The organism is Flagellimonas marinaquae, from assembly GCF_023716465.1.
In the GTDB taxonomy this organism is placed as follows: Bacteria; Bacteroidota; Bacteroidia; order Flavobacteriales; family Flavobacteriaceae; genus Flagellimonas; species Flagellimonas alginolytica.
The window spans coordinates 1,751,400-1,767,966 of the sequence record NZ_CP092415.1 but is presented as its reverse complement, the minus strand read 5'-3'; the positions used below and the strand labels follow the sequence as shown (position 1 = coordinate 1,767,966).

Annotated in this window: 13 protein-coding genes; 9 read left to right on the top strand and 4 right to left on the bottom strand. The window is 42.4% G+C overall.

Annotated elements, in window-relative coordinates; all coding sequences use genetic code 11:
• Nucleotides 1-2: 2 nt before the first annotated feature.
• Nucleotides 3-824: a ZIP family metal transporter gene (locus MJO53_RS07985; protein WP_224835788.1), complete on the bottom strand. Its 822-nt coding sequence runs from the start codon at nucleotides 822-824 to the stop codon at nucleotides 3-5.
• Nucleotides 824-1,480, bottom strand: coding sequence for a metal-dependent transcriptional regulator (locus tag MJO53_RS07980; RefSeq protein WP_224835789.1), 657 nt, complete (start codon nucleotides 1,478-1,480; stop codon nucleotides 824-826). The genes MJO53_RS07985 and MJO53_RS07980 overlap by 1 nt, the downstream gene beginning before the upstream one ends.
• 89 nt (nucleotides 1,481-1,569) lie before the next feature.
• On the opposite strand from MJO53_RS07980, the gene MJO53_RS07975 reads away from it, so the two are divergent.
• Entirely contained in the window at nucleotides 1,570-3,831 is a 2,262-nt protein-coding gene (locus MJO53_RS07975) for a TonB-dependent receptor (protein WP_252081136.1), read from the top strand.
• A gap of 30 nt (nucleotides 3,832-3,861) precedes the next feature.
• Nucleotides 3,862-5,004 (top strand): lycopene cyclase family protein, encoded by a 1,143-nt coding sequence (locus tag MJO53_RS07970; protein ID WP_252081135.1) that lies wholly within the window; start codon nucleotides 3,862-3,864, stop codon nucleotides 5,002-5,004.
• Here MJO53_RS07970 and MJO53_RS07965 read toward each other — a convergent pair.
• Nucleotides 5,001-5,984, bottom strand: a complete 984-nt coding sequence (locus tag MJO53_RS07965) for a polyprenyl synthetase family protein (RefSeq protein ID WP_252081231.1) — start codon at nucleotides 5,982-5,984, stop codon at nucleotides 5,001-5,003. The genes MJO53_RS07970 and MJO53_RS07965 overlap by 4 nt on opposite strands.
• A gap of 167 nt (nucleotides 5,985-6,151) precedes the next feature.
• Here MJO53_RS07965 and MJO53_RS07960 point away from each other — a divergent pair, with 167 nt between their 5' ends.
• The 6 genes from MJO53_RS07960 (at nucleotide 6,152) to MJO53_RS07935 (ending at nucleotide 13,993) form a co-directional block, all read left to right on the top strand.
• Nucleotides 6,152-6,700 (top strand): RNA polymerase sigma factor, encoded by a 549-nt coding sequence (locus MJO53_RS07960; protein WP_252081134.1) that lies wholly within the window; start codon nucleotides 6,152-6,154, stop codon nucleotides 6,698-6,700.
• The gene (locus MJO53_RS07955) at nucleotides 6,690-7,118 is read left to right on the top strand and encodes a hypothetical protein (protein WP_252081133.1); all 429 of its coding nucleotides are present in this window, start codon (nucleotides 6,690-6,692) and stop codon (nucleotides 7,116-7,118) included. The genes MJO53_RS07960 and MJO53_RS07955 overlap by 11 nt, the downstream gene beginning before the upstream one ends.
• A 217-nt stretch (nucleotides 7,119-7,335) precedes the next feature.
• Entirely contained in the window at nucleotides 7,336-7,941 is a 606-nt protein-coding gene (locus MJO53_RS07950; RefSeq protein WP_224835794.1) for a TetR/AcrR family transcriptional regulator, read from the top strand.
• Complete coding sequence (locus MJO53_RS07945; RefSeq protein ID WP_224835795.1) at nucleotides 7,942-9,273, top strand: TolC family protein; 1,332 nt, start codon at nucleotides 7,942-7,944, stop codon at nucleotides 9,271-9,273. It begins immediately after the preceding gene.
• Between the two features lie 19 nt (nucleotides 9,274-9,292).
• Nucleotides 9,293-10,465, top strand: coding sequence for an efflux RND transporter periplasmic adaptor subunit (locus MJO53_RS07940; protein WP_224835796.1), 1,173 nt, complete (start codon nucleotides 9,293-9,295; stop codon nucleotides 10,463-10,465).
• A gap of 18 nt (nucleotides 10,466-10,483) precedes the next feature.
• Nucleotides 10,484-13,993 carry an efflux RND transporter permease subunit gene (locus tag MJO53_RS07935; protein ID WP_252081132.1) on the top strand — a complete coding sequence of 1,170 codons (3,510 nt, stop codon included), beginning with the start codon at nucleotides 10,484-10,486 and terminating at the stop codon, nucleotides 13,991-13,993.
• A gap of 64 nt (nucleotides 13,994-14,057) precedes the next feature.
• On the opposite strand, the gene MJO53_RS07930 is transcribed toward MJO53_RS07935, so the two are convergent.
• Nucleotides 14,058-14,408, bottom strand: a complete 351-nt coding sequence (locus tag MJO53_RS07930) for a toxin-antitoxin system YwqK family antitoxin (RefSeq protein ID WP_252081131.1) — start codon at nucleotides 14,406-14,408, stop codon at nucleotides 14,058-14,060.
• A 364-nt stretch (nucleotides 14,409-14,772) separates the two neighbouring features.
• On the opposite strand from MJO53_RS07930, the gene aspS reads away from it, so the two are divergent.
• On the top strand, nucleotides 14,773-16,521 hold the full coding sequence (aspS, locus tag MJO53_RS07925; protein WP_252081130.1) for an aspartate--tRNA ligase: 1,749 nt from the start codon (nucleotides 14,773-14,775) through the stop codon (nucleotides 16,519-16,521).
• The last annotated feature ends 46 nt before the right edge of the window (nucleotides 16,522-16,567 follow it).

Sequence of the window (16,567 nt, the reverse complement as noted above, 5' to 3'; positions counted from 1 at the left end):
GATCAGCTCAACCCAACATCCAAGGTCATCATAATTATAAATCCACCGATAAAGCCCATGGTGGCAATATCGGTGTATTTGTCCTGCTGTGTTTCGGGAATAACTTCTTCCACGACCACAAAGATCATTGCTCCAGCGGCAAAAGCAAGGGCATAGGGCAAAATAGGCTCAAAGGTCAATACCGCCCATGCCCCCAATACACCAGCAATGGGTTCCACTATGGCAGAAGCCTGACCGTACATCCAACTTTTTCTTCGGCTAAGTCCATGCCTGCGCATGGGTACGGCTACGGCGAATCCTTCCGGGAAATTTTGCAATCCAATACCCAGTGCCAATGCGACGGCCCCGCCAATGGTAGCACCCTCAAAACCAGAAGCTACACCACCGAACAAAACCCCGACCGCCAATCCTTCGGGAATATTGTGCAATGTAATGGCCAAAACCAACAGCGTGGTGCGGTGCCAAGGGGTCTTCACACCCTCGGCCTCATCCATTTTAAAATTAATATGGATATGCGGCAATACCTTGTCCAATCCAAAAATAAAGAGCGCACCCATTAAAAAGCCCACAGCTGCGGGAATCACTTTAATAAAACCATCGCCAGGGCTCATTTCGATTCCCGGTGCCAAAAGGCTCCAAAAACTGGCTGCGACCATTACGCCACCGGTAAATCCCAACATTCCATCCATCAAAGCCCTGTTTGGGCTTTTAAACAAAAAAACAAGACCCGCTCCGGCAGCTGTCAGTCCCCAAGTGAACAATGTGGCGTAAAGGGCCGCCAAAATTGGGTCAATGCTTTTAAAGTATTCGATTACAACTTCCATTAACTATTCTTTTTTACAAATAAATTTGATGCTATTTGGTGCGATATACGCATTTCGTTCCCATCCATTAGAATACGTAGGGAATTATCAAAATCTTCTTTGTCCACTACTTGAATTGTATTTCCCAAAGCTATTTTGTTCTTGTCCAAAAACTTGAGAAACGGTACGGATGAATCCTTCACCCCTACACAAACTCCTTGGCCCCCTACAGGCAACTCACTCAACAATTGCTTGTCTCTTTCCTGAAATTCGCCATTTTTGGTAGGTATTGGGTCTCCGTGCGGGTCATACTTTGGAAAATCCAAGAGCTCATCTATTTTATCGATGAGCTTTTCGCTTTTAATATGCTCCAATTGTTCGGCCACTTCGTGTACCTCGTCCCAGGTAAAATCCAATTTCTCCACTAAAAAAACCTCCCATAACCGATGTTTTCTAATAATGGACAAGGCCGTTTTTACGCCAAAATCGGAGAGGGACACTCCTTGATACTTTACATAATCCACCAAACCTTTTTCGGCCAATTTCTTTGCCATATCGGTAACCGAAGAGGGTTTTGTATCCATTTGTTCGGCAATGGCATTGGTGCTGATGGATTTTGATCCTCCCCCTCCCAAATGGTAAATGGTCTTTATATAATTCTCTTCCGATCGGGTCATCAAAAAAATATTTTTTCAAAAATACATTTTTATTTGACAAAATCTATTTTTAGTTTTGTCTAAATTTATATTTATACAGCCATAAAACCATGTGCAAACACATTACTTTATTTATAATCGGATTACTTGGAATGCTAGGATTCTCTCAAACAGCATCCATAAGTGGAACTGTTTCGGATAGCGGAGAACCTTTGCCTTTGGCGAATATTATACTCAAGGGGACCAAAATGGGCACGGCCACCGATATTGACGGCCTATATGAGATTACAGCTATTCCGCCAGGAGACTATATATTGCTGGTTACTTCTTTAGGGTATTTGCCCTACGAAACCACGATCAGTTTGAGTCAAAACGAATCTAAAACCATCAACATACGGCTCGAAGCATCGGCACAGAATCTTGAAGAAACTGTGGTAACAGGCACCCTAAAACCCGTTAGCCGATTGGAAAGCCCTGTTCCAGTAGAGGTTTACTCCCCTACTTTTTTAAAAAAGAACCCAACAGCCAGTGTGTTCGATGCGCTTCAAAATGTGAACGGGGTTCGCCCACAGATCAATTGTAACGTATGCAACACGGGCGACATCCACATAAACGGATTGGAAGGGCCGTACACCCTTGTGCTTATCGATGGCATGCCCATTGTGAGCGGCTTGGGTACTGTGTACGGTTTAACAGGTATTCCCAACTCCCTTATTGAGCAAATTGAAATCGTAAAAGGCCCGGCTTCCTCACTTTATGGTAGTGAAGCGGTCGGTGGATTGATCAACATCATCACAAAAAATGCCTTGAGCGCTCCCGAATTTTTTGCCGATGCCTTTGCCACAGACTGGGGCGAGTACAACTTGGACATTGGAAGCAGAATCGGTATCGGTAAAAAAACAGACCTGCTTTTGGGCGTTAATTACTTTAATTATGATAACCCGATCGATAACAACAATGATAATTTTACAGATGTTACCCTTCAAGATCGTATTTCAATCTTTCAAAAATGGAACTTTAAGCGCGCAAACAACCGATTGTTTTCTTTAGCCGGACGTTTTTTCTATGAGGATCGCTGGGGCGGCGAAATGCAATGGACACCAGAGTTCCGAGGCGGCGACGAAATTTATGGGGAAAGTATTTACACGCGTAGGTGGGAAGTTTTGGGAAAATATCAGTTGCCTGTTGAGGAAAAATTTCTTTTATCGTTTTCCTACAACGACCACAACCAGAACTCGGTATATGGCGACACTGAATATTTAGCGGATCAACGCATAGGTTTTGCCCAGTTGACTTGGGACAAAACCTCCGGAAATCACGACCTATTGTTCGGCAGCGCCGTTAGATACAATTATTACGATGACAATACTCCGGCTACCATAAAAGCTGATAATATTTGGATTCCCAGTTTTTTTGCCCAGGATGAATACTCGTTTGCTCCCAAGCATTCATTTTTGGCTGGATTACGATATGATTACGATAGGCGACATGGAAATATTTTTACGCCGAGGGCCGCTTACAAATGGAAGATTTCCGATAACGATATATTTCGTGTAAACGCAGGCACTGGTTTTCGGGTTGTGAACCTATTTACCGAAGATCATGCTGCTCTTACCGGATCAAGGGAGGTTATAATAACCGAAGAACTAAAGCCCGAAAGATCCGTTAACCTGAACCTCAACTATTTAAAGAAAATTTATAGCAATAACGGAACTTTTGTGGGAATCGATGCCTCTGCATTCTACACCAGGTTTTCCAATGTAATCCTACCCGACTACGAAACCAATCCCAACCAGATTATATACGATAACCTTGATGGCAAATCCGTTTCGCAGGGAATCAGTGCCAATTTGGACATCGCTTTACCAAGTGGCCTTAAACTTATGGCCGGTGCAACGTGGCAAGATGTCAGCAGCACAGAAAACGGCATTAGCCAACAACAGATCCTTACCGAAAGCATTACCGCTACTTGGGGCATTACCTATAGCTTCCGCCAGCTCAATTTAACTGTAGACTATACAGGGAATTTATATGGCCCTATGCGATTACCGTTACTGGGGGAGTTGGATCCCAGGAATGAATATTCCCCGACTTGGAGCATTCAGAACATCCAATTTACCTACAAGGGTCTTTCCAATTTCGAGTTTTATGGAGGTATAAAAAATCTTTTGGATTGGACCCCGAACCGAGGCAATCCGTTTATTATTGCCCGTGCCAACGACCCATTCGATAAAGAAGTCACCTTTGATGGCAATGGTAATGCTGTGGCCACTCCCAACAACCCTTATGCCCTTACTTTTGATCCCAGTTATGTTTACGGTCCCAACCAGGGCATCCGTGGGTTCTTTGGTTTAAGGTATACTGTTTATTAGGGTGAAGAAAGTTTGGTTATCTTTAAACCCATGCCCCACTTCGACTACATTATTATAGGTGCAGGAGCCTCCGGCCTTTTGCTTGCAAATGCCCTGGGCAAAGATGCGTTCTTTGCTTCCAAATCCATCTTGGTATTGGACAAAGCGGACAAATCCAATAACGACAGAACATGGTGCTTTTGGGAACGTGGCAAAGGTGAATTCGACCATCTCATCCATAAAACATGGGATTCAATCCATGTGGGCGGGCAGCAGCTTCAAAAATCAACTTCAATTGCCCCGTACACATACAAAATGCTCCGCGGTATTGACTTCTACAATTACTTTTTACCAAAGGTAAAAGCCTTCCCCAACATTACTTGGATTCAGGAAGAAGTGCAACAGATCGAAGAGCAAGAGAATGAGGTCTTAGTGACCACTTCTTCTCAAAAATTTGGCGGACAAACGGTATTTTCCAGTCTTTATAATCCGTCCATTCCACTACAACAACAGAAATACCCAGTTTTACAACAACATTTTGTAGGGTGGCAAATTAAAACCAAACAGTCGGTATTTAATAGTGAAGAGGCGACTTTTATGGATTTTTCCGTGCCCCAAAAAGGGAATACCCGATTTATGTACCTGCTTCCCTTTTCAAAAAACGAGGCTTTATTGGAATACACACTTTTCTCTGCCAATCTATTGGAAAAATATGAGTATGAGGATGCCATAAAAGCATATATTAAAGATAATTTTGGTGATATTGACTACCGTGTAACAGAAACGGAATACGGAAGCATTCCCATGACCTGCTACCCGTTCCATCAAAACAACACCGATCGTGTTTATAATATCGGCATTGCTGGTGGATGGGCCAAACCCAGTACGGGCTATACTTTTTACAACACTGCAAAGCAAGTGCCCAAGTTGGTCGAATATTTGAAATCGGGAGAGCCATTGTCCGGTTTTTATCAAAAAAACAGATTTTTGTTTTACGACATGCTTCTGTTGGATATCTTATTCGAACACAACCATTGTGGACACGAGATTTTTGAATCCATGTTCAAAAGAAGAAAGGCATCCTTAATACTAAAATTTCTGGAAAATGAAACCAATATTTGGGAAGAACTGCAAATCGTAACGGCTCCTCGACCATTACCTTTTATAAGAGCTTTGTTTAAACGATTGTTTTAAACGGTCCTTTCCATTAAACTTTCCCCAAATTGTTGTAGCAGCTCCTTACTTTGTTCCGGCAGTTTGGTTTCGTCCAATGCACGGAATGCCATTTGTGTATACTTTTTTATGGCCTTTCCGGTTTCTTCGACCGCTCCACTTTCTTCAAATATGGTTTTCACTGCCTCTACTTTTGTCGAGGAATCCTCAGGTTTAATGGAATATAGGTGCAACAAGCCTTCTTTGTCATCTTTGGTGGCGCCTTGGAGGGCCTTTAGGTATAAATAGGTCTTCTTGTTTTCTATAATATCCCCGCCTATCTGTTTTCCAAAGGTCTCCGGGTTGCCAAAGGCATCCAAAAAATCGTCCTGTAACTGAAAAGCGATCCCCAAGTTTCTTCCGAACTCGTAAATGGCATCGGCGTCTTTTGGGTCCGCATCTGCAACGATTGCCCCCATCTTCATGGCCGCAGCGACCAAAACGGAGGTTTTATACTCGATCATTTTTAAGTATTCGGGGATGGTCACATCGTCCCGTGTCTCAAAATCAACATCGTATTGTTGGCCTTCGCATACTTCCAAAGCGGTTTTGCTGAATAATTTAGTGAGCTCGAAATAGGTTTTTACCGGGTAGCCCTCAAAAAACTGATAGGACAGTATCAACATAGCATCCCCAGAGAGAATTCCAGTATTTATATCCCATTTTTCGTGCACCGTGGTCTTTCCCCGTCGTAACGGGGCATCATCCATAATATCATCGTGAACCAAGGAGAAGTTATGGAACATCTCAATGGCCAAAGCAACATCCATTGCTTTTTCGGCCTTGCCCCCAAATGCTTCGGCCGTCATCAGCGCAAGTATTGGGCGTAATCGTTTACCGCCCAATCCCAGAATATACTGGATCGGTTCGTACAAATTCCGTGGGTCCGTAATTTGTGTTCTGGCTTGGAGATGCGTAACAAACTGCTCTCTATACTTACTAATGATATCGATATCTGACATGGGGCCAAAAATACGCTCAAAAAATTGATTTTGGCCAAAGGCCCAACCCAAAATCCGGTTTAGGGTAAACGCATTTGACATGAACAGGATTTAAAAAAATATAGAAATACTGCAATAGAAAACTTTTTCATCGTCTCTATAGATGCAGCGCAACCTGATTTGACCGAATGGCAGCCAAAAACGACAACCATAACAATTTGACCACCTTTTTTAACGAGGAGTATGGTTCGTTGCGGTCATATGTAAAATCCAGGATCAGGGATACATCGGAACAGGACGCAGAAGATATTGTACAGGATGTTGCCCTACGGATATTTTCCCGGCCCGAGGATGCCATTCCCATAACCAATGTGGGCGGGTTTGTTTACAATGCAATACGGAACAGGATCATTGATATTATGCGAGGCAAAAAAGAGAAAAAACTCCCCAGCGAAGAAATCGACAGGCAATGGAGGGAATTTGCGGAGTTTTTCTACGGAGATGCGGACAATAGTTATTCCACAGAAATGGAGCAGGCCCTAAAAAAGGCCGTGGAAGACCTTAAACCCGTGTACCGCGACATTGTGATCGCCATAGATTTTGAAGGTTACAATTATAGACAGATTGCAGAAAGAACCGGAATACCGGCAGGCACTTTAATGTCCAGAAGGCACAGGGCCATGTCGGAGCTATCAAAAAAATTAGAAAAAATAAAAGAACCTGAATATGGAAACTAATCAAGTGTTTGAAAAACAAGTAGAAAAAAAGGTGGAAAAATATGTCAAAAAAGGAGTGAAGATTTTGGCAATAATCGTTCTTGGAGGAATCCTCTTCCTTTTGGCCAATTATGTATTAATGCGTTTATGGAACTGGCTTATGCCCGACCTGTTCGGCGCGGGTACAGTAACCTACTGGCAAGCGTTGGGCATTTTTGTGTTGGCTAAACTTTTGTTCGGCTTTGGAGGTGGAGGCAGCAAAGGCAAAGGCAAATCCTCCCATAAAAAGAAATTAAGGTCTTCGCATAAATGTGCAACATGGAGAAGGGATTTTGATGAATGGAAGCATTACGATCAATACTGGAAAGAAGAAGGCGAAGTAGCTTTTAAAGCCTATGTAGAAAAAAACGAAAATCATGGTACAACAAAAGAAGAGTAAGGAAAAGAAAAAATACGTGTTACGGTTTAGCCCTTTTTTTTGGAGACTGGGACATATTGCTAGCGACAGTTCCAAAAAGAATACGCAACTGAGCCCATTGGTTATTGCCAGCAAGGACCCCGATTATAACAAATAGACAATCTCTCGTTAAAAAATTGTAAAACCAAGGAAACTTTTTTTGTTTTTAAAGTTTCCGTGTTTAACTTTGCCCCTGATTATGAGGGAAAAAATAATTCAGAAAGCGACCGAAATGTTCTTAAACCTAGGGTTTAAGAGCGTTACCATGGACGATTTGGCGCACGAAATGGGCATTTCCAAAAAAACGATCTATTCCCATTACAAAAACAAAACCGATCTGGTACAACAAACCGCAATGGCCATGTCCGATTTTATTGTCTGTGGCATAGACGATATCGTGAGCTTACAAAAGAACCCTATTGAAGAGCTGTATGAGATCAAGAGGTTTGTAATGACCCATTTAAAAGATGAAAAATCATCACCCTTGTACCAGCTCCAAAAATATTACCCAAAAATACACTCGGCCCTTAAAGAAATCCAATTCGAAAGCACCCATCGCTGTGTAGCCGACAATGTAAAACGTGGCATGGAACTGGGCATTTATAGAGACAACCTTAACGTGGAATTTGTTTCCAGAATTTACTTTATGGGCATTACCAGTATCAAGGACAACAGCATGTTTCCCACAGAAATATTTAGTAAAGCCGAAATACTAGATCTCTATTTAGAATATCACTTAAGGGGCATTGTAACCCCCGAGGGAAGAAAAATACTCAATTCAATCATCAATTCAAACAAAGAATAAATGCGAAAAACGTTATTCAGCCTGTTATTTATAATGTCTTGGCTGGCATCTGCTCAAGATGCACCGCCAAGCTTTAGCCTGGATCAGGCCATTGCACATGCATTGGAGCATAACTACAGTGCCCAGAATGCCGAAAGAGATGTCCTGGATGCGCAAAAACAAAAATGGGAAACCATTGCTACAGGACTTCCCCAGATCAATGGTGCCGTTAGCTATCAGAACCAGTTAAAACAACCCGTATCGCAGATTCCCGCCGAGTTTTTTGGTGGAGAACCCGGCACATTTCAAGAAGTGGTGTTTGGTCAGGCACAATCCATGTCGGCAACAGCTACCTTGACACAGCAAATTTTTGACGGATCATACATCGTAGGAGTACAAGCCACCAAAACATTTTTGGAGTATAGCCAGAACAACAAGGAGAAAACCGAACTGGAAGTAAGGAAGTCGGTAGTAGAGGCCTATGGCAACGTTCTATTGGCACAAGAAAGTGTATTGATCTCCGAAAGGAACAAAGCCACATTGGAGGAAAACCTCTACGAAACCAAACGTATTTATGAAAATGGTCTTGGTGACGAAGAAAGTGTGGATCAATTGCAGATTACACTATCCACAGTGGATAATCAACTCAAAAATGCCCGTCGAATGGAGAAGATAACACTCCAAATGCTCAACCTTGTATTGGGACTCCCGATAGATACCCCAACCATACTGAGCGAGAATTTGGACGACCTTACCCAAAAACAAATTGACCTTGCCCTGATCGATACCCCATTCGATATAGAAAACAATGTAGATTACAAAATGGCACAGAACCTTAACGAACAAAGAGAGTTGGAGCTAAAATTGGCCAAAAGTTATGCCTTGCCCACATTGAACGCCTTTGTAAACTATGGCGGAAACTCTTTTAGCGATAGTTTTAATTTTTTAAATAGCGGGCAGCAATGGTTCGGATCATCCATTTTAGGGATAGACCTCAATATTCCAATTTTTAGTTCTTTTAAAAGAAGTGCGGGCACTCAGCGTGCCAAAATTGCCTTGGACAAGGCCAAAACACAATTTACAGAAGCTCAAGCACAGATACGTCTACAATTGGAAAGTGCCAAAAGTGATTATATCCTTGCCATAGAGCAATACGGCACCTCCAAGGACAACCTGGAACTGGCCGAGCGTATCGAGAAAAAAAATCAAATAAAATATTCCGAAGGATTGGCCACCAGTTTTGAACTGAGACAGGCGCAGACACAATTATATTCCAGCCAACAGGAGTATTTGCAATCCATGGTCGATGTAATCAACAAAAAGACCGAATTGGAAAACATCATAAACAAATAATAAAGAAAACCATTCCATCATGAAAAAAGCAATATATATAACACTAACCGCAGCGGTTTTGGCTTCATGCGGGGGCAATGGCAACAAATCTTTGGAGAAAGCACTTAGCAGCCAAGATGTTGAGGTAATCCGTGCCAAGCATGCCGAAATTTCAATAGAAAAGAAAGCGTTGGAGAGCCAATTAAAATCCTTGGATTCCGCCATTGCACTGTTGGATGGTTCTGCCAAGTTACCATTGGTGACCACCATAGAAGTACATCCTCAAAGGTTTGATCATTACCTGGAATTACAAGGAGATGTAATGACCAAGCAAAATGTACTTATTTATCCAGAAATGTCCGGAACACTGAACAAAGTGTATGTAAAGGAAGGACAAAAAGTAACCAAGGGACAGCTATTGGCCACTATTGATGATGGAGGCTTATCCAGCCAATTGGCACAACTTAGAACACAGGCCGAATTGAGCAAAACCACTTTTGAACGCCAAAAAAGACTGTGGGAACAGAACATTGGTTCCGAAATACAATACCTACAGGCAAAAACCAATTACGAAGCGCAACAAAGTGCCGTAAAACAAATGGAAAGTCAGGTTGGCAAATCCAGTATACGGGCCCCTTTTACAGGAATTATAGACGACGTGATCAAAGATCAGGGCACAGTGGTAAGCCCAGGTCCAGGTTCCGAGGTATTCCGCATAGTAAATCTATCCAATATGTACATCGAAGTTGAAGTACCGGAAAGCCATTTGCAAAACGTAACCCCAGGAAAAGATGTAAAAGTATATTTCCCGGTACTGGGCGATAGCGTTAACACAAAAATTAGACAGACCGGTAATTTTATAAACCCCAGCAACCGTTCGTTTACCGCAGAAATCCCCGTGCCAAGTCACGATGGCAAAATAAAACCGAACCTTACCGCACGTGTAATGATCAACGATTATACCAGCGAAAATGCCATTTTGATCCCACAAAGTATATTATCCGAAAATGCGGATGGAGAACAATATGTGTTGTTGGTAGCCGCAGATTCCATTGAGAATAATCCAGTGGCCAAAAAAGTGGTCATAAAAACAGGAAAAACACAAGGCGATTACGTAGAAGTACTCTCCGGCATCAACGAAGGTGATGCCATAATAGACGAAGGTGCCAGAAGCGTAAAAGAAGGGCAACAAGTGAATATAAAAAATAGCTAGACAGCCAAAGTACAGACTATGAGCAAACAAAAGAAAAGCGTAGACAAGGAATTTGGGCTGTCGTCATGGGCCATAGATAACCAGACCACAATGTATGTGCTAATTTTGGTTATCCTTATTCTGGGCGGTATGGCATACTTTAGTATGCCCAGGGAAAGTTTTCCCGAAGTAAAGGAAACCAAGATTTACATTAGTTCCATATACCCGGGCAACACCGCAGAGGATATCGAAAAACTGATTACGGATCCTTTGGAGGACGAGCTCAAGACCGTAAGCAATCTTGTAGAAATCACCTCTACCTCGCAGGAGGATTATTCCATGATCATTGTTGAGTTTGATGAGAACATCTCCGTAGAAGCTGCCCTGCAAAAAGTAAAAGACGAAGTAGATTCCAAGACCGCCGGCGAAGATTGGCCCACATTTAACGGTGCCAAGGTCGAGCCAAACGTATTCGATCTTAGTCTTTCCGAAGAAATGCCCATCCTTAACATCAACATCTCCGGAGATTACCCCATTGAAAGACTAAAAGAATTTGGGGAATATCTGGAAGATGAGATAGAAGGTCTCCAAGAAATCAAACAAGTAGATATTCGAGGTGCCCAAGAAAAAGAGGTGGAGGTTGCCGTGGACATCTATAAAATGATGGCGGCAAAAGTGAGCTTTAACGATGTGATAAATAGCATCAACAACGAAAACCTAACCACATCCGCAGGTAACCTAATTGCCAGTGGACAACGCCGAACCATCAGAATTGTAGGGGAAATAGACAAACCCCAGGACCTACGGGACTTTGTGGTAAAATCGGAAAATGGAAACCCCATTTACCTAAAGGACATTGCCAAAATTTCGTTTAAAGAAGAGGATAAAACAACCTACGCACGTGAATTTGGCGAACCCGTGGTAATGCTAGATGTAAAAAAACGTTCCGGAAAAAACATGGTGGCCGCGGTTGACCAGATCAAAGTAATTGTAGAGGATGCCATAGAAAACGAATTTCCACAAGACCTTAAAGTTACCATCGCCAACGACCAGTCCTCCAAGACCATTGGTCAGGTGGACGATTTGGTGAACAACATCATCTTCGGGATCATATTGGTGGTAACGGTATTGATGTTCTTCTTAGGATTTAAAAATGCCCTGTTCGTAGGTTTTGCCATCCCAATGTCCATGTTTATGTCGCTAATGATCCTGGATGTAATGGGGTATACCATGAACACCATGATCCTTTTTGGTTTGATCATGGGACTAGGTATGTTGGTGGACAACGGTATTGTGGTCGTAGAGAACATTTACCGACTCATGGATGAGGAAAAAATGCCTCGGATAGAAGCGGCGAAAAAAGGAATAGGCGAGATCGCTTTTCCCATTATTATATCCACATTGACCACAGTAGCAGCATTTGTTCCGCTCGGCCTATGGCCAGGGATCATGGGGCAGTTTATGAAATATTTCCCCATAACGCTTTCCGTGGTTTTAGGTTCATCCCTTTTTGTGGCCATCTTCTTCAACTCGGTATTGGTATCCCGATACATGACCACCGAAGACAAGGAAATGCCATTAAAGCAGATTATTCGGATCACTTCTATCATCTCGGTGATCGGAATACTCATAATTATTTTTGGAGGGGCATATCGATCATTGGGGACTTTAATGGTGGTAACCGCCATTATGCTCTGGATCTATCGCCTGTTTCTTAGAAATTGGGCCAATACTTTTCAGAATAAGATCCTGCCCAATTGGGAAAGAATGTACGAAAAAACCTTGCGGTATGCCTTATCTGGGAGAAAACCTATCTTTATTTCGATCATCACTTTTGTATTGCTTTTGATAGCCTTTGCAGGATTTGGCGCATCGGTAGGAAGCCAACGGACCAAAGTAGAGTTCTTCCCGGACAATAAGCCCAACCAAATCATAGTGTATATTGAATATCCGGAGGGTACCGATATTGAAAAGACCAACAAAATAACCAAGGATATTGAAGGTAGGGTCTACGACATTATCAACTCCGAAGCTTATATGCACGGTGATTATAATTTTATGACAGAAAGTGCGGTATCTCAAGTAGGGGAAGGCGCCGGTAACCCACAAACCGATGGTGGTTCCAGTGCCGAAATGCCCAACAGGGGTAAAATTACCGCTACATTCCGAGAATTTAAGTACCGTGAAGGAGCAGATAGTGAGGAGTTGCTCAAAAAAGTGCAGACAGCGCTTAAAGATGTTTATCCAGGGGTTGCCATTTCTGTAGAAAAGGATGCGGTAGGACCTCCAGTAGGTTATCCCATCAACATAGAATTGGAAGGTGAGGATTATACGGAGCTGATCACCACAGCGGAACGCATGCGAAACTTTATCAACTCTCGAAATATTCCGGGTATAGATGAATTAAAAATCGACGTTAACAAATCCAAACCTTCCCTTTTGGTTCAAGTGGACCGCAAAAAAGCAGGTGAGTTAGGGGTTGCCACCGGGCAGGTGGGCCAACAACTGCGAAGCTCCATTTTTGGTTCCAAGGCAGGAATCTATAAAGAAGGTGGCGAGGATTATGATATTTATGTGCGGTTCAACAAAGATGACAGGTACAACACCAGTGCCCTGTTCAACCAACGAATAACTTTTAGAGACCCTTCCAGCGGGCAGATCAAGGAGGTTCCTATTTCAGCGGTCACCAAACAAACCAATAGCACCGGGTTCAGTGCCATTAAGCACCGCGATGTAAAACGCGTGGTTACCGTGTACTCGGCTTTGGCATCGGGGTATACAGATGCAGGAGCGATTGTTGGAAAAATACAAGAGGAAATGAACGATTTTGAGAATCTTCCAAGTGATATCAAAATAGATTATACCGGACAGATCGAGGAACAAAACAAGCAGATGGCTTTTTTAATGGGTGCTTTTTTCACCGGTCTTGGACTTATCTTTTTTATTCTGATTTTCCAGTTCAACTCCATAAGCAAGCCAGGTATTATTATGTTGGCCATATTCCTAAGCTTGATCGGGGTTTTTGGTGGAATTGTTGCCACAGGCAGCGCATTTGTTATTATGATGACCATGATGGGGATTATCTCCCTTGCGGGTATTGTAGTGAATAACGGTGTGGTGCTGTTGGACTACACCCAACTGTTGATCGACAGAAGAAAAGTAAACCTGGGACTTGAAGAAGAAGATTTATTGGAGTCCGAAGATTTAATGGAAGCGGTGATCAAAGGCGGAAAAGCAAGGCTTAGACCTGTATTACTTACGGCCATCACCACAATTTTAGGTCTAATACCATTGGCCACAGGATTCAACATTAACTTTTTTACCTTGATGAGCGAGTTCAATCCCAACATATATTTTGGTGGGGACAATGTAATATTCTGGGGACCTTTGGCATGGACGGTAATTTACGGTCTGTTGGTAGCTACCTTCTTAACATTGGTAGTGGTGCCTATCCTGTTCAGTTTGGTCTACAAACTTAAGATCAAAATTCGAAACGGCAGATTAAAAAAACAAGATCGTAAACAAACACCAATTCCCGAGCAAGCTTAAAGAGATATAATAAAAAAGCAGCGGCCAAATTTGGCCACCGCTTTTTTTAAACACTGATTTTAAATTATTGGTTCACCGTAACGGCATCGCCTTGGCTCCAATTCTTTACTTGGGCAATACGATTGTCCGTAAAATCGACCTCACTTAACACATCGTTCTGCCAAAAAAACCATTTTCCGGCCTTTTGTCCGTTTTCGTATTGGCCAGTGGCAATTTTTTTACCTTGAACATTGAACATTACCCAATCACCATGTAACTTTCCGTTCAACATATAACCGGTCTGGGCAATTTCGCCATTGTCATGAAAATAAGTGGCTTTCACCATTTTTCCCATTTTTTCAAAGGTCGGCTTTGTATCTTGAGCCGATACGCTAACCGCAAACATCACCGCCAAAAATAATACTGCTTTTTTCATATTTTATGGGATTTTAATATTGTTAGTACTTAATGATAACGATACAAAGTTACTTAAATTTTACTTTAAATACACTTTTACATAACTTTTTGTTTACGTTAAATTAACTTTAAAGTCTTTATTAGCTGTTTTTCAGTGTTTTATGATGTCGTCAATTACGGGTAACACCCCTGATTATCGAACATTTTAACCTTTAATCCCCTTAATATTACTCAAGAATTTATTCTAATGTTAATTTAATGTTACGTAAAATTGATCTGGTCAGCTCTATTTGGGTCCAAAAAAATACTTACGTCAGAAAATCCACATATCCCCTTTAAAATACGCACATTACTATTAAATTTGCGCTCTTATACTAGGTAACATGTACAGAAGTAATACTTGTGGTGCATTAAGGGCATCGGATATAGGTTCAGAAGTAATTTTAAGCGGTTGGGTCCACAAAGTACGCGACAAAGGCTTTGTTGCTTGGGTAGATCTTCGTGATAGATATGGTATCACCCAATTGGTTTTTGATGAAGAACGTTCGTCCAAAACACTTTTGGAACAAGCCCGCGAGCTGGGTCGTGAAACCGTAATCCAAGCAAAGGGCGAGGTAATCGAACGTGCCTCAAAAAACCCCAATATTCCAACAGGTGAAATTGAAGTGCTTGTCACCGAACTTACCGTGCTGAACCATTCCCTACTCCCTCCATTTACCATTGAAGATGAGACCGATGGCGGAGAGGACATCCGAATGAAATACCGATACTTGGATATTCGTAGAAACCCGGTAAAGAACAAACTTATTTTTAGGCATAAGGTTTCCATGGAAGTTCGAAAATACCTTTCCGACCAAGGTTTTATCGACATTGAAACCCCATATTTGATCAAGTCCACCCCAGAAGGCGCCAGGGATTTTTTGGTGCCCAGCCGTATGAACGAAGGACAGTTCTACGCCCTCCCCCAATCCCCACAAACATTTAAGCAGCTGCTCATGGTCGGGGGAATGGACAAGTATTTTCAGATTGTAAAATGTTTTAGGGACGAAGATTTACGTGCCGACCGTCAGCCTGAGTTCACACAAATAGACTGTGAAATGGCATTTGTGGAACAAGAAGATATCCTGAATACTTTTGAAGGACTAACGAAACATCTTTTAAAAGAGATCAAGGGTGTAGAAGTAGATGAGTTTCCTCGCATTTCCTATGACGATGCCATGCGATTATATGGTAACGACAAACCCGACATTCGATTTGGCATGCAGTTCGGAGAACTTAACAAAGTAGCACAACATAAGGATTTTAATGTATTCAATTCCGCAGAACTGGTGGTTGGTATCGCCGTTCCGGGAGCTGCTTCCTATACCCGAAAAGAAATAGACGGGCTAGTTGATTGGGTCAAACGCCCACAGGTAGGCGCCAAAGGGATGGTCTACGTTAAATGTAATGAAGATGGCACCTACAAATCTTCCGTGGACAAGTTCTATGACCAAGACGATCTTGCCAATTGGGCCCAAACGACCGGAGCAAAACCAGGAGACCTTATCTGTGTGCTATCTGGCAACACCAACGAAACCCGAGCTCAATTGAGCGCATTGCGAATGGAGCTCGCCGAACGATTGGGACTAAGAAAACCAGATGAGTTCGCTCCATTGTGGGTAATAGATTTTCCGTTATTGGAATTGGATAAAGAAACTGGGGACTACCACGCCATGCACCACCCATTTACCTCTCCAAAACCCGGACAATTGGAACTATTGGAAACAAATCCGGGCGAAGTAAAAGCCAATGCTTATGATTTGGTGCTTAACGGAAACGAAATAGGTGGTGGTTCCATTCGGATCTATGACAAAGAAATACAGGCAACCATGTTCAAACACTTGGGCTTTACCCAAGAAGAAGCCAAAGCACAATTTGGGTTCTTAATGGACGCCTTTCAATATGGAGCTCCACCCCATGGAGGTATCGCATTTGGCCTGGACAGATTGGTAGCTATTCTGGGTGGCCAAGAAACCATTCGCGATTTTATTGCTTTCCCCAAAAACAACAGTGGACGGGATGTAATGATCGATGCGCCAGCAAACATAGATGACGAGCAATTAAAAGAACTCCATTTAAAATTGGACCTATGATAAATCAAAATCCCGTTCCATGAGCGGGATTTTTTAATACTTTTAA